Origin of the sequence: Aquibacillus sediminis (assembly GCF_005870085.1) — a bacterium.
Taxonomy (GTDB): domain Bacteria; phylum Bacillota; class Bacilli; order Bacillales; family Amphibacillaceae; genus Aquibacillus_E; species Aquibacillus_E sediminis.
This window is the reverse complement of sequence record NZ_SZNM01000018.1, coordinates 34,882-50,218: the sequence shown is the minus strand read 5'-3', so window position 1 is coordinate 50,218 and position 15,337 is coordinate 34,882. Positions and strand designations below refer to the sequence as shown.

General features: G+C 38.4%; 11 protein-coding genes. 7 read left to right on the top strand and 4 right to left on the bottom strand.

Annotated features, from left to right (window positions below; translation table 11 throughout):
* Window positions 1-2 precede the first annotated feature (2 nt).
* The 6 genes from murQ (at window position 3) to FCI53_RS15345 (ending at window position 7,078) form a co-directional block, all read left to right on the top strand.
* The gene (murQ, locus tag FCI53_RS15370; RefSeq protein WP_138419936.1) at window positions 3-911 is read left to right on the top strand and encodes an N-acetylmuramic acid 6-phosphate etherase; all 909 of its coding nucleotides are present in this window, start codon (window positions 3-5) and stop codon (window positions 909-911) included.
* 18 nt (window positions 912-929) lie between these two features.
* Window positions 930-2,369 (top strand): PTS transporter subunit EIIC, encoded by a 1,440-nt coding sequence (locus tag FCI53_RS15365; protein WP_342774222.1) that lies wholly within the window; start codon window positions 930-932, stop codon window positions 2,367-2,369.
* A gap of 300 nt (window positions 2,370-2,669) precedes the next feature.
* Window positions 2,670-3,644 (top strand): N-acetylglucosamine kinase, encoded by a 975-nt coding sequence (locus FCI53_RS15360; protein ID WP_171038208.1) that lies wholly within the window; start codon window positions 2,670-2,672, stop codon window positions 3,642-3,644.
* Window positions 3,645-4,005: 361 nt separating this feature from the next.
* The gene (locus FCI53_RS15355) at window positions 4,006-4,797 is read left to right on the top strand and encodes an SDR family oxidoreductase (protein ID WP_138419933.1); all 792 of its coding nucleotides are present in this window, start codon (window positions 4,006-4,008) and stop codon (window positions 4,795-4,797) included.
* 329 nt (window positions 4,798-5,126) lie between these two features.
* On the top strand, window positions 5,127-6,350 hold the full coding sequence (locus FCI53_RS15350) for an NAD(P)/FAD-dependent oxidoreductase (protein ID WP_138419932.1): 1,224 nt from the start codon (window positions 5,127-5,129) through the stop codon (window positions 6,348-6,350).
* Window positions 6,351-6,826: 476 nt separating this feature from the next.
* The gene (locus FCI53_RS15345; protein WP_246050127.1) at window positions 6,827-7,078 is read left to right on the top strand and encodes a beta-galactosidase trimerization domain-containing protein; all 252 of its coding nucleotides are present in this window, start codon (window positions 6,827-6,829) and stop codon (window positions 7,076-7,078) included.
* A 496-nt stretch (window positions 7,079-7,574) separates the two neighbouring features.
* Here the strand turns inward: FCI53_RS15345 and FCI53_RS22065 are convergent, their stop codons facing one another.
* The 4 genes from FCI53_RS22065 to FCI53_RS15325 form a co-directional block, all read right to left on the bottom strand.
* Complete coding sequence (locus tag FCI53_RS22065) at window positions 7,575-8,756, bottom strand: SEC-C metal-binding domain-containing protein (protein WP_281279545.1); 1,182 nt, start codon at window positions 8,754-8,756, stop codon at window positions 7,575-7,577.
* Between the two features lie 66 nt (window positions 8,757-8,822).
* The gene (gene trhA, locus FCI53_RS15335; RefSeq protein ID WP_138419931.1) at window positions 8,823-9,470 is read right to left on the bottom strand and encodes a PAQR family membrane homeostasis protein TrhA; all 648 of its coding nucleotides are present in this window, start codon (window positions 9,468-9,470) and stop codon (window positions 8,823-8,825) included.
* A 227-nt stretch (window positions 9,471-9,697) separates the two neighbouring features.
* Complete coding sequence (locus FCI53_RS15330) at window positions 9,698-10,930, bottom strand: hypothetical protein (RefSeq protein ID WP_138419930.1); 1,233 nt, start codon at window positions 10,928-10,930, stop codon at window positions 9,698-9,700.
* Window positions 10,927-11,451 carry an RNA polymerase sigma factor gene (locus FCI53_RS15325; RefSeq protein ID WP_138419929.1) on the bottom strand — a complete coding sequence of 175 codons (525 nt, stop codon included), beginning with the start codon at window positions 11,449-11,451 and terminating at the stop codon, window positions 10,927-10,929. Before FCI53_RS15325 ends, FCI53_RS15330 begins: the two co-directional genes overlap by 4 nt.
* A 1,208-nt stretch (window positions 11,452-12,659) precedes the next feature.
* On the opposite strand from FCI53_RS15325, the gene FCI53_RS15320 reads away from it, so the two are divergent.
* Entirely contained in the window at window positions 12,660-15,299 is a 2,640-nt protein-coding gene (locus tag FCI53_RS15320; protein WP_138419928.1) for a cation-translocating P-type ATPase, read from the top strand.
* Window positions 15,300-15,337 lie beyond the last annotated feature (38 nt).

The following is a 15,337-nucleotide window of genomic DNA, read 5'->3' as shown; positions in this document are numbered from 1 at the left end:
TCGTGCTTGATAAATTGACAACAGAAAAAAGAAATGAAAAAACAATGAAGTTAGATGATATGTCTACGTATGACGTGTTGAAGGTAATGAATGAAGAAGATCAAACAGTTCCATTAGCGGTCAGCAAAGAAATTGGTTCTATAAATAAAGCGGTTTCACTTGTGGTTGACTCATTCCAAACAGGTGGGAGACTTATCTATATTGGGGCTGGGACAAGCGGTCGACTAGGTATATTAGATGCGGTTGAATGCCCCCCAACATTTGGCACGGATTTTGAAATAGTCCAAGGCCTGATTGCGGGAGGACAAGGCGCTTTGATTAAAGCTGTAGAAGGAGCTGAAGATGATCCAGACCTTGCAACAGAAGAATTGAAAGCGATTCATTTAAAGGAGAATGATACGGTTATTGGACTGGCAGCAAGTGGTCGAACGCCTTATGTGATTGGAGGATTAAAATATGCTCGAACACTTGGGGCGAATACAGTGGCGGTAAGTTGTAACGATAATGCACCAATTAGTGAATATGCCGATGTGCCAATAGAGGTTATTGTTGGACCTGAAGTGATAACAGGATCAACAAGACTAAAATCAGGAACGGCACAAAAATTAGTCGTTAATATGATTTCATCCTCGGCCATGATCGGAATTGGTAAAGTGTATGGCAATTTAATGGTTGATGTTCAATTGACAAATAAAAAATTAATAGAACGTGCTAAAAAAATTATAAGCCTTGCTACAGGAGTAGATTATGAGACAGCAGCGACTTATTTGGAACGATCAAATAATAAACCGAAAGTAGCTATTGTCATGATTCAAAAACAATGTTCATTGGAAGAAGCGGAACAGTGTCTGGAAGAAGCAAATGGATTTGTTCGCCATGCTATTGATATAGAAGATAAAGTTCTTTATTAAACGGAAGTAGGTGTAATGATGAATAATAAACAATTAGCAGAAGCGATACTAGAACAACTACAAGGGAAGAAAAATATTGTTAGTTTTACAAACTGTATTACCCGTTTACGAGTGACAGTACGGGATCGCTCTAACATCGATATTAATGCAATTAAACAATTAGATGGCGTATTAGGGGTAGTTGACGATGAAGCCATCCAAGTTGTGTTAGGACCAGGGAAAGTTACGAAGGTTACAAATGAATTTGCTGAGATCACTGGAATTGAGAGTAGTGAACTTGAGGAGGATGAATTCGATTTAGCAGATGACACGAAAGCATCGTTTAAAGCTAAACAAACATCCCCAGTGCATCGTATGTTAAAGCATATTGGTAATATTTTTGTTCCTTTAATCCCGGGCTTCGTTGCTTCTGGTTTAATACTTGGGATTGCGAATATTATTCTAAACTTAGCGAATCCAGAAGCAGGTGTGCTTGACCCAGCTATTTTAGATACTAGCTGGTATCAGTTATTAAGTGCGATTGGTGGGCTGTTATTTGGTTCATTAGGTATATTTGTAGGTATCAACACGGCCAAGGAATTTAAGGGAACCCAGGTGCTCGGTGGTATTGCCGGTCTTATAATTTATGCTCCCGTATTAAGTGATATTGGTGCTTTGCAATTATTCGGATTAGATTTACAAATTAGTACGGGGCTTGGTGGTTTACTAGGTGTTATTATTGCTGCTTATTTATTTGCTGAAATTGAAAAATCTGTTCGTAAAAGAATGCCAGATGCACTGGATCTATTAGTCACACCATTAATAACAATTTTAGTCGGTTCTGTCATTACACTTGTTGTTATTCAGCCAATTGCAGGCTGGGTAATGGGTGGTCTTACTTGGTTCTTAGTAGATGTGATGCTTGAAGTTGGCGGCGTGCTCGGTGGATATGTACTAGCTGCAACATTCCTACCATTAGTAACGTTGGGACTACACCAAGGTTTAATTCCAGTTCACCTTGATCTAATTGAAAACATTGGTTCCACAACCTTATTACCTGTTCTAGCAATGGCGGGTGCTGGTCAAGTTGGTGCTGCAATTGCGATCTATTTAAAAACAAAGGATCAGCGTATGCGTAAAACAGTAAGTAATGCGTTACCAATTGGGATCTTAGGTATTGGGGAACCACTAATCTATGGTGTTGTCTTACCTTTAGGACGCCCGTTTATCACTGCTTGTCTAGGTGCAGGATTTGGTGGAGCATTCTTGTCTATGCAAAGTATTGGTGCCATTACTGTTGGTCCATCAGGATTAGCGCTGATTCCATTAATTGCTGATAGTAACTATCTTATTTATATTGTGGGATTAATCATTTCTTATATTGGTGGTTTCGGTATGACTTACTTGTTTGGATTTAAACAAGAGATGGTCGAAAAGCTTTATGGTGATCAACCAGTAACACAAAAGAAATCAGCATAATGTATAAATCTGCAACGAATAGACTAGCGGAGTTTTGTCACGAAAACATCCGTATACACTAAAGATTATCTTCCTTCATCCCTTTCTTCGGATGAAGGTTCTTTTTTTTACTTTATGTTAGTCTGTTAAAACACTCCGCCAACGTTTAGAAGTACTATCCATAAAGGGACGATTACATGCATATAATTAATGAAGTTAAAAAGTTATAGATAGAAATGTATTGCTTACTTTCTAATGAAAAGTTAGAGTATGCATTTTCATAGATTAAGTCAATGTAAAATGGAATTAGGGGAGATTCAAATGACATATGTAATTGGTGTTGATGGTGGAGGTACAAAAACACATGCTGTACTAGCGGATCAAGAAGGATATGTTTTAAAAGAAGTTGTCGTTGGTCCTACAAATCCTAATAGTCTAACTGATGAGCAATTAGAGAAAACATTCGAACAACTATTTACTCAGTTTCGAGAGCAAGTGCCTACTGAATTTCTTCAAGTAATTCGTATTTTTGCCGGTATTTCAGGAGCGGCTAGTGTAGAGACAAAAGCAAAGGTGTATCGAGTAATTGCTGGATTAGTCCCCTCCAATATAGAAGTTCAAGTGGAACCAGATACGATTAATGCGCTTTATTCTGGTACGTATGGTGCTCCTGGTATGGTACAAATCTGTGGAACAGGATCGGTTACCTATGGGGTGAATGCAAATGGTGTGCATGATCGAGTTGGAGGATGGGGGTATTTGCTTGGAGATGAAGGAAGTGGTTATGATATTGGCAAACAAGGGCTGATTGCAGCACTGAAATACTATGATCAACGTGGACCGAAAACGACCCTTTTACACCTACTGTATGATCATTTTCAAGTTGAAACTGGTAGACAATTAGTGGATAAAGTTTATCTAGCAACTACTCCCAAACATGAAATTGCTAGGTTAAGTAAGCTAGTTTTTCAAGCTAGTTTGGATGGAGATGCCGTCGCAACAAATATTATTCATTGTATTGTAAGGGAGATATGCTTAAGTATCGCAACATTGCATAAAAAACTATTTGACCCAAACGAAAAGGTGAAAGTAATCTTATGTGGAGGCGTTTTTAATGAAAAGACAAATCAACTATTACTTCCGCTAATGAGACAAGAAATGATCAATGATCATGTCGATGTAAACTTGGTGATTCCAAACCTTCCACCAGTTGGCGGTTCCGTAATCGGTGCCTATCAAAAAGATCAGATAGAAAAAAGCATTGTCGAAAAACTCATACAGCAATTGAATCATTAAGTAGCAATAGGTGAAGTGTATGCGATCGGTTGAAGGTGGAGGAAATCGGTTCCTAATTCCGCTAAATGACCAAACAGCCGTAATAATAGGCACAAGTGGTCTCTTGTTCCCCTAATGCACCAAATTTAAGCAAAATGGCTACAGTTTAGGTTGATAACGGAATAAGGAACCGGTTAACCGCCAAAAAGGGCTTAAAAAGGGAGGATAAAGGAATGACAGACCGGTCGAAAGTGAAATGGCATACATTGAGTCATACGCTTACTCTCTAATAACTTTGAATGCTATTTGCTTAAGGGGTATTCCTAGAAATGTTAACGGATTCATCCTATAATTGAATACAAAGAGACAGGGGGGAATGAACATGGATCTTGATTTAAAAGGAAAATCTGTCATTGTAGCGGCAGGAAGTAAAGGAATTGGGAGAGCAACAGCGTTGGAGTTTGCCAAAGAAGGTGCACACGTCTTGATTGGCAGTAGAGAGGAACAAGCATTAAAAGAAGCGGTCAGCTTTATTAAAGAGGAAAGTGGAAATCAACAAGTTGATTATCGTGTATGTGATATAACCGACCCTAATTCGGTAACCGCGTTTGTGAAAAAAGCGCTTGATTGGAACGGAAAAGTTGATGTGTTGATCAATAATGCCGGTGGCCCGCCTGCAGGGAAATTTGAACAGTTTGATGATCAAGATTGGCAAGCTGCCTTTGAGTTGAATTTACTTAGCTATATCCGATTGGCTCGCGAAGTGTTACCTTCGATGCAAGCGCAACAACAAGGACGTATTATCAATATCGCTTCGTCATCAATTAAGCAGTCATTGGATAATTTAATTCTATCCAATACTTTCCGAGCAGGGATGGTTGGCTTATCGAAAACGTTAGCTCGAGAATATGCGAATGACAATATTATGGTTAATACTATTGGTCCAGGACGCATTGATACGGAACGGTTGGCATCATTAGACGAGAATACAGCACAAGGTACAGGCCAAACCTATGACCAAGTCCGCCAAGCATCAGAAAACACAATCCCAATCGGGCGTTATGGTTCACCAGAAGAATTTGCTCGTATTGTGGTATTTTTAAGTTCTGGTGCCAATACATATATGACAGGCCAAAATCTAGTAATTGACGGTGGACTTGTAAAAGCACTGTAAAATGAATATGGGAGTATTTTCTATCGTGAAGTGATGTCTCTTCCTTTTCTATTTTTTTTATTCTAACTCCTAAGTTTATTCCGGTGCAACGTCCGTAAAGACTTCCGCTTCAAAACATGAAATGACATGGAGATGTTTAAGCGGGAGTAAACTTTTGCTTTCGCTCGATTGGTTTAGGCTAACGTTCAGTGGAGGGAGACGCAAAAACCCCACAGAGTGAAGAAGCAATTTATTCTATCAATTTTTGTGAATAAGTGAACTTGGTAAGTAATCCTTTTGGTAATGGGTATACTAAAATAGAACAAGACTGTTAGAAAGGACGGATTTACATGCAGGTAACTAAACCAAAAGTTGTCGTTCTTGGTGCAGGATATGCTGGAATGATGACAACGAAAAGACTAACAGAGAAATTGCAACCTGAAGAAGCAGAAATAACTCTAGTTAATAAACATAACTATCATTATCAAACAACATGGTTACATGAAGTGGCAGCAGGTACGATTAATCAAAACCGATCAAGAATTATGATAAGTGATGTAATTGATAAAAATCGAGTGAATCTTATTCATGATACAGTAGTAAAGATTAATAAAAATGACCAACGTATTGTTTTAGAAAATGATGAAATTGATTATGATTATTTAGTCATCGGTCTTGGATTTGAAAAAGCCACATTTGGTATTCCAGGTATGGATGAACATGCATTTTCAATTGTAAGTGTGGATAGTAGTCGAATGATTCGAGAACATATCGAATACCAATTTGCCCGTTACAAAGTGGAAGAAGCAGAAAATGATCATTTATTAACGATCATCGTTGGTGGAGGTGGGTTTACTGGAATTGAGTTTATTGGTGAACTCGCAGAAAAGGTGCCACAGCTTTGCAAAAAATATGATATTGATCGGCGCAAAGTTCGTGTCATTAATATTGAAGCAGCACCAACTATTTTACCAGGCTTTGACCAAGACTTAGTTGATTATGCTAGAAAGTCACTTGAATTCAGAGACATTGAATTTAAAACAGGTACGATGATTAAAGAATGTAAGGCAGATGCTGTGATTGTTGGAAAAGAAGAGGAAGAAGAGGAAGAAATAAAGGCAGGAACAATTGTATGGACTGGTGGTGTGCAAGCGAACTCCATTATCGGTGATTCTGGTTTTGAGTTAACAAAAGGGAAAGTGAATGTAGACCCGGATTTACGTGCGCCAGGATACCCTAACATTTTTATTCTCGGAGATTGCGCATGGGTTATGAATCCAGAAACAGGAAAGCCATATCCACCAACCGCACAAATCGCCATTCAAGAAGCAGATACTTGCGCTAACAACATCGAGGCACTTCTCTATGGTGGACAGATGGAACAGTTTATCTTTGATGACAAAGGTACCGTTGCATCCTTAGGTGGCAGAGAAGGAATGGGTGTTGTATTTGGTGATAAGAAACTATATGGCATGACCGCGAAAGCGATGAAAAATGTCATTGACGATCGCTACTTATTCTTACTAGGTGGAGCTGGCCTTGTACTTAAAAAAGGGAAATTCAGACCGTTTTAATACATGAACATAAAGATTTTGGAGGGTGAATGATGAAAAATACATTATTAGTTATATTGATGACACTGATCACAACGATTGGATATGTCGCATTTTCACGAACAATGGAAGATACAAGAGATTTCAGGTAACAAAAAACCTGCCTTCATTATAATGGTGGAAGGCAGGTTTTTTGTCTATGAATTGTAGCATAATCACAATCCTTGTTGTTTTTTACTGCGCAGTTGCTATTACAAAACAGTTTACGAGATCAGGCGCTTTTTCTTACATAATCAAGCGCTTCTTTCTCATGTTAACGTATATTTACTGCTTTTTCTTATGTAATTAATCGCTTTTTTGTCTGTATCACGTAATGGTTCATTATACCACATGACTTGTTGCACAGTATGAAGCTAAATCCAGGAGCATTACGTAATGTGTTAGGAATCTGGTCAGAGGAAATTGATACCTTACATATCTGAACAAATGAACTTGTCATGAAACAAGATCGCGGAAACTTAAGTGGAAGCTATTCTTGTAATTTGCTTTTCGATCTTATTCACTCAGAAGATGCAGAATTGATTTCGAAGGATCGTTCTGACTTTTATAAGGGAATGCCAGTGCTAACGGCTAACACATTTGGAAAGGGAAAAGCATGGTATGTGTCCTCAAGCGCAGATGGTGAATTTTTGACTGATTTCCTAAGTACCGTTTGTGACGATGCTGGGGTTCATGAGAAGGATAATTAATCAAACGTTTAATTAATAACGTTTAAGTGGTGGCGTGTACTGGTTTTGACAGATGCACGCTCTCATGAATGAACAATTACAGGCTATCTATCTTTGGCCTCTCATTTAAAATAGATCCTTGCAATCTTTAAGTGGAATAGAAAATGGCACGGTGACATGAAAGGTATTCCAATATATAATAAAATTCATGTCTAGATACGTTAAACTTACAAATGGATGATAATTTTGTCAGCATTCGATATATTTCCTGGGAAATTCGATTTTATTTGTAGGCAATGAATGGAAATAATCGAATGGTTGGATAATTAATTGTTATAAGGGGGGAGAAACAGAGAGAACTATCCGCTTTTGTCAAAATGTCTGTGCTCTATCGTTTGGAGCGTAAGGGGAGTGTATTTTTTAGTCGAATGATTAACTAGAATTGAGTACACTGCGCGTAATATAGCTAAAAAAGATTCGCTTATTCGTGTGAACAAGCGAACCATTTCTTCAAGTATTATTTTCCGCAACATTTCTTATACTTCTTCCCACTTTCACATGGGCATGGATCATTTCTGCCAACCTTTTTTTGCTGTTTGGTAGTGGTAGGTTCCTTAATAGTAGGTTGGAGGTTCTTCATTTTTTGGTCTTGCCAATATCGGTCTTTATCGATTAATTGTTGTTTCCATTCTTGTAATTTAGGGTGATCTATTTTATTTATCACACAGTTGGCGTAGAGAGGCTCTTCCAATTCAAGGAGCGTTGAATCGTAACCATCTTCCATTAACTTTTCTACCAATGGAATAGCTTCCGTTGACAATTGTTTACATAATGCATTCGCGAGTAGTGTTTTAATTGAAACATTATCGGTTTCATTAAAGTGTTTTAAAAGACATTGCTCTGCCCGATCGTGCTTAATATTTTCCACAATATCAATCGCAAAATAGGCGGTATCTTCGTGCTGGATGTATCGATCAACTTCATCTATTACAGCTTCTGTTCCGATTTTAATTAGAGCTTGAGCTACTGCTTCCTGTAGAATATCTTCATCTTCTCGAACGAGCAAGCTAGCTAAAGTTGGAACAAGTGAGGCAACTTTTAGTTCACCAGCAAGGTAAACATGGAAAATACTATTATAAGAGAAAAAATCTGCTTGTAAATCTTCCTTAATTCCTGCTTCAATATCCTGATAGTTTTCAGCATCATATTCGCCGCGTTTTATTAACTCATGCAAGATACGCTTTCCGTAATTGAATTGGGAATTAAACCAATCTTTTTCCAATGCATCAATGACTTCACCGAGTTCTGTGAATAATTGTTCTGAATCCATTGAAAGCAGAGCAATAAATTGTTCTACTACCTCATCATTGGTAAATTTCTGCAATCGCTCTTTATATTTAGCGATGAGTTCCGTGGAGGCATGAGAAATAATCGATGCATACCATATTTCATTTCCATCTTCTCTTTCAATTCGTTCGATAAGCTCCTGTAAAACGTTCTCGGTAATGGGCAAATTTTTCGTATATGGAATGATGGGATTAACCATCGGATCGATTGGTATGCGATCAAGTGCTTGAAACGCAAGTGAAAAAGTGTGCTCGTTTCCCAGTCGTCCAGTATGTATCGTTTTTAATGCAAAGTCGCGTACATATTTATCGTCACTTAAAATATGAGGTTCGATTTGTTGTGAAAATGTCATTCTAGTATCCTTCCTTTTGTTGATAGAAAAGAACAAAACGGGTCGAGACTGTTTTGTTCTTAAAAATTATTGAATTGGTAATACATAAAACAGTATACAGAAATAGTGCAATACAGAGCCTGCTAATACAAACAAGTGCCATAGGGCATGATGGAACTTAAATCCACGCCACATGTAAAAAATCGCTCCAATTGTATAAGCAAGTCCACCGATCACTAACAGCCGAATCCCGTTAGGAGCTAAAGTGGATGTTAATGCGTCCCAGGCAAATATGATTAACCAGCCCATTACGACATAGAGAATGGTGGAGGTGAATAAGAATTTTTTTACAAAAAAAGCTTTGAATATTGTACCAGCAACTGCTAATCCCCAAACAATTCCAAATAAAGTCCAACCAAGTGTCCCTTTCACAACGATAAAGAGAAAAGGGGTATAGGTGCCTGCAATGAAAAAATAAATCGAGGAGTGGTCAAGAATCTCAAATACATCCTTCGCTTTCCCTTTAGGCAAACCATGTACCAATGTTGAGGAGGAATATAACATAACCATCGTTGATCCGAATAAAGTGAAACTAACGACATGCCATGCTGTACCATGTAAGGAAGAAAAAACAATTAAAATAACTAGTCCTGCAATACTTAACGCCATGCCAATTCCATGAGTAACGGAATTAGCAATTTCTTCACCTTTAGAAAATTCGTGCGTGTTCGCCATACATGCGCTTCCTTTCTGATTGCAATTGCATAAAAAGAAGTAATCACTTCTAAATAGGAAGAGTGATTACTTCTGCATTATAAGAAATCATGCGAATCGATCATGTTTCTTTAATTATAGACTTGTTATTCCTAAATAGTCAATTTTTAGGAGGGGCAGTTTCATAGGATATTGCTAGTTTTTTGCGTATTTGATTTGTAGAAATTCCGACGTAACTTCATAGCGCTTTAGATCGTCCATTCGTCATTAACAATGGCGACTAATTTCCACTCTTCTTGTTCGTTTTGTTCAAATACCAAATGGACAGCAGACCAATCCATGCTTCCATACTCTTCTGACCCATTATCATAGAATTCAATAACTGTTGATTCAGGGAAAATCTCCTTAATGTTGTTTGTTACATTTCCATGTTGGTTTGCTTGATCGGTATAAATATCTTCTGTGTCAATAAGCGGTTCGACTTGAACAAATTCATCAAAATAGTCACCAGGTGTCAACTCAATTGGGTTTCCTCTGCCATCATATGTGCCCCATTCATAGATTTGTTCGTCTTCCATTAGCGATGCGACCTCCTCTTTAGTAAATACCAATGCATCATCCTCGACGTATACATAAGGGGAAAACAGCAATCCCTGTTGTTCATGCACATAATCAGCAAGGTCACTAGTGTTTCTGTCATCTAACAGGTTAATAATATCTGTGGCCAACTCTTTTACAGAAGGTTGCTCTGCTTCTTCGTTTTGTTGTTGATCATCAAGGTGTGTCGATTCGATTGAATGGACGACCCACCGATCTTCTGCCCATTTTAATTGATACGTCATCATTACATGGCCGAGCATTTCATTATTTCGCTCTTGATTCAGGTTATAAAGCTGTTCGTTTACTTGCTCAAGTTCGAATTCTTGGTCATTCGCAAGCCACGTAGGACCATCTTTAGCAATAAGGTAAACCTCTCCATTTTCTTCTTTAATATATGAATCAGTCATCCAATCGGCCAAATCTTCTGACATCACTTGGCGGAAGTGTTCTCTTACTTCATCAATCGAGTCATACATAGTAATTAATCCATTTTCTCCTGATGTTTCATATAAAACGTTTAAAGACTGTTTATATTGGTCCATGATGTCTTTGGCTGTTTCTTTATCAAGATTAATGATTTCATCTTGTTCCTCATCTTGAGTTGTGATTTGATTAGTCTGGTCTTCGTTTCCATTTGGTGTTGTATTATTGTCTAGAAACATGCTATATCCTAACAGTACAAATAACCCTAAAGCAGCAACACTTGCAATTGCAGTTGTAAATTTTCTCATTTTCATCCATCTCCTTTCTTTTTCTTGATCATGTGCCAATGCATTCATAATATTTTGATGCATGATTTCCTTCGTTTCCTTACTCATACGATGTGTTGGAAAATCTTGCAGTTCATTCTCTATGTCATTGTTTGATTGATGTTTTTTCACAAATCATCACCCTCCAGTCCTGATTGTTGTCTGAGAGATTTCAATGCTCGATGGTAAGTAGTTCGTACCTTTGCTTGTTTCCAATTTAGGATGTCGGCAGTTTCTTCAATTGAAAACTGCTTGACTCCACGCAAAATCACCACATCCCGATAGTTCTTTTTCAATTGCATGATCGCGTTATAAAGTTGTTGTTTGTCCTCATTCATCAGAACAGTATGCTCAGGGGTGGTACCCTGACTTTGAAAACTGCCATTTTGTTCATCAAATGCTGTGGTTTGTTTCCAAATCTTATTTTTCTTTTTTCTTGCTTCATCAATGGCAACGTTACGGGCAATGCTTATGAGCCATGTTTTGGGACTGGATTTATTTTTGTAGGAAGCTAATCCCTTACTAGCTTTAATAAATGTTTCTTGTACAAGGTCTTCTACATCAGTTGTCCCCGTGTAATAAACTAAAAAGTTATAGATATCATTGCTATATTGATGAAACCATTCGGAAATAATCTTCCTATTAGTAGCCATGTTTTTATCCTCCGTTTTTGATTTCACTTATTAGACGTAAGCAATTCTTATTTGTGACACTTTGTATCAAAAAAAGACTTCCTAAAAGCAAGCCTTTCGAATCATATCGTAATTTATCCCGCATTAACAGGCAGTTCAAGATTTAAGGGGAACGGCAAAAAAACCCCACTGAGTGAAGTTTCACTTTATTATGTACCACAAACTTGTAAAAAATTAACTCGTGTTACAATAAGTGTAAGTTAATATAAAGATGTTGTTACTTGCATATAAGCTTTATTATACGCAGTAACAATTTTGTAGATTTGCTTTCTTTTGTTCTAGATGATTCGAGTGTTATAACCTCGCTTCGGTAGAATACTCCGCTTTCCATGGGCACGGCCTCGGGCCAACAGGATGTTGGTCACGTAGGCGTTGTCACAGGACGTGACGATCTTAGCCTACGTTCCTTTACCAAGTGGATCTTCGGCTCGTGCTGTTCCCATAGGACAAGGAAGGCTGCGGAAGCGATACATCGCACGAAGAAAATTGGGCTTTATTTTCGAGGAGTCTCCGTATTCTACCTACGCTGATATAAGTTTTCTGATTAGCGATAGATGTAATACTCTATAAAAGAAAAAATACGGAATTTACTGCAAGGTTATGTTACAACATACTAACTAACATAAAAAAGATATAGTATATGACTTCATTAAGCAAAGCACTATAAAACTTCAGAGTACTGGAATAAGCGGAGGAAATACACGGAGACTCCCGAGGCCCGGCAAGGGTTATGCAGGCGTTGTCCGACAAGGACGGTTTTAGCCTGTAATCCTTAAGAACCATCGGTGAGACCCCGCAGCGAGGGACGAGCGAGGACAAGGAAGGCTACGGCAGCGTTACATCGCACGCAGAAAATTGTTCTTTATTTTCAAGGAGGCTCACCAGCCCCCCACAGGAAAGCGTAGTGTATTTCCGCAGCGCCGTTCAGCACTAATCTTATTAGAATGGAAAGAAGTCATTTGGAGTTATGTCGTATAATATAGCAACTACGCATTAAAAAACAGTGTTATGTAACAACAATAGTAAAGGTTGGAACTACAAAGGATCTAACAAATCTACCATTCATTGTGTACATTATCACAATAGGACGTTTCAAAGAGGATCCATCTAATAGCTAAGTATAATTTTTCTAAATACACACAGTACTAAACAGGAAAGGAGCGTGTACGATGGACTTTTACAGAAAGCAAGCTGAAGAAGCGTTGCAACAATTAGAATCGAGTAAAGATGGACTACAAGTTGATGAAGCTAAACAACGAATTGAGAAACACGGATATAATGAAATAAAAGATAAAGAAAAAGCGACCATCTTAGAGCTATTTTTAGCAACATTTAAAGATTCAATGGTAATTGTCCTTTTAATTGCAGCTGGAGTGCAATTGGTGTTAGGTGAGATTGTTGAATCAGTTATCATTTTTTTAGTTGTAATTTTAAATGCCGTTCTTAGCGTTGTTCAGACAAAGAGAGCTGAAGGTTCGCTTGATGCTTTACGTGATATGTCGGCACCAGAGGCGAAAGTCCTTCGGGGTGGTACGAAACAAACGATTCCAGCACGTGAACTAGTCCCAGGTGATATCGTCTACCTTGAGGCAGGGGATTTTGTACCGGCTGATGGACGCTTGCTAGAAAGTGGTTCCCTTAAAGTCAATGAAGGGATGTTGACAGGGGAGTCAGAAGCAGTAGAAAAGAACATCGATACCATTGGGGAAGAAGTAGTGGTTGGTGACCGTGATAACATGGTACATAGTAGTGCCCTTGTTGTATATGGACGAGGCACGTTTGTTGTGACGGGAACAGGTGAAAATACCGAGGTTGGTAAAATCGCTGACATGTTAAACAAAGCGGAAGAAAAACTAACACCACTACAACGCAAACTAGATGTGTTTAGTAAAAAATTAGGGATATGGATTTTGATCTTATGTATTGCTATTTTTGCTGTAGAAGTAGGAAGAATTTGGCTAGGTGGAAATGAGGATGTCGATACCATGACCGCAGTTCTTAATGCTTTAATGTTTGCTGTTGCAGTAGCTGTGGCAGCAATACCTGAAGCATTATCCTCGATCGTCACGATTGTGATGTCAGTTGGTACCAATAAGATGGCGAAACAACATGCCATCATCCGTAAACTTCCCGCTGTGGAGACACTAGGATCTACCAGTGTGATCTGTACCGATAAAACAGGGACATTAACGCAAAATAAAATGACAGTTACCCAATATTTCACTGCAGATAGCGCGGAAGAAACATTGCCTGAAAATCCAGATAACTGGAATAAAGCAGAGGAATTGCTAGTGAAAATTGCAGTTCTTTGTAATGATTCCTATATTAACAATGAAGGAAAAGAAGTAGGGGATCCAACCGAAGTAGCACTGATTAATTTTGCTAACGATAATAACAAAGATTACGACGAGATTCGTGATACGTTCGAACGTGAAGCAGAACTTCCGTTTGATTCAGATCGAAAATTGATGTCAACCGTGAATACGATTGATGGGGATAAATTGTTATTAACTAAAGGTGGGCCTGATGTAGTATTCAATAGGGCAACATCTATTTTAGTTGATGGCACAGAACAACCTTTAACAGATGAGTGGAAAAGTCGTTTAAAGAAGGCAAATGAAGATTATTCCAACCAAGCATTACGTGTGTTAGCTTATGGGTATAAAACATTGCCACAAAATAAAACCGAAGTAGACCATGACGATGAGCAAGATCTTGTATTAGTAGGTCTCACAGCAATGATGGATCCACCACGTGAAGCAGTTTACGAATCGATTAAACAGTCAAGAGAAGCAGGTATTCGCACGGTGATGATCACCGGTGACCATAAGACAACTGCCCAAGCAATTGGAAAAGACATTGGCTTAATGGAAGAAGGCGATATTGCCTTAACAGGGAAAGAATTAGACGATATGTCTGAACAAGAATTAAAAGAAAAGCTAGAGCATATCTCTGTTTATGCTCGGGTATCACCTGAAAACAAAATCCGAATTGTTAAGGCTTGGCAAGATAAAAATCGTATAACAGCGATGACTGGTGATGGGGTAAATGATGCACCGGCACTAAAACAAGCAGATATTGGGATCGCAATGGGAAGCGGAACCGATGTGGCTAAAGATGCTTCTGCCATGATTTTGACCAATGATAACTTTGTTTCGATTGTGGATGCTGTTGGGGTTGGTCGTACCGTATTTGATAACATTAAAAAGGCAATTAGTTACTTGTTTGCAGGTAATTTAGGGGCGATTATCGGTATTTTATTCGCTGTTATTATCGGATGGTCTAGTCCATTCACAGCATTACAACTTCTTTTCATCAACCTAGTCAATGACTCGTTACCCGCGATTGCTCTAGGTATGGAAAAGTCAGAACCAGATGTGATGAAACGAAAACCACGGGATGTTGATGAAGGAATTTTCTCTGGTAGAACCCTTCAGGCAGTAATCACACGTGGGTTATTGATTGGTATTGCCGTCATTATTTCACAATTTATTGGACTGCAACATTCAGCAGAAATGGGAGTGGCGATGGCATTTACCACATTAATCTTGTCACGGACTTTACAAACATTTGCAGCACGCTCCAATACCCAATCTGCATTTGCTGCAGGATTCTTCAGTAACAAATATGTGATTGGCGCAGTACTCATTTGCTTTGGGCTATACAGCATTACCATTCTTCCATTTGCTCGTGATGTGTTTGCGATTCCAACTACATTTGGGTTTGACCAATGGGTGATTGCAACAGGACTTGCGCTGGGTGCAGTGATTTTAATGGAAGTGGCAAAGGCAATTCGAAATCGGTTTTAAATGAAGGGGAAGTGCGCATTTGCTTAAAAAGTGAATGC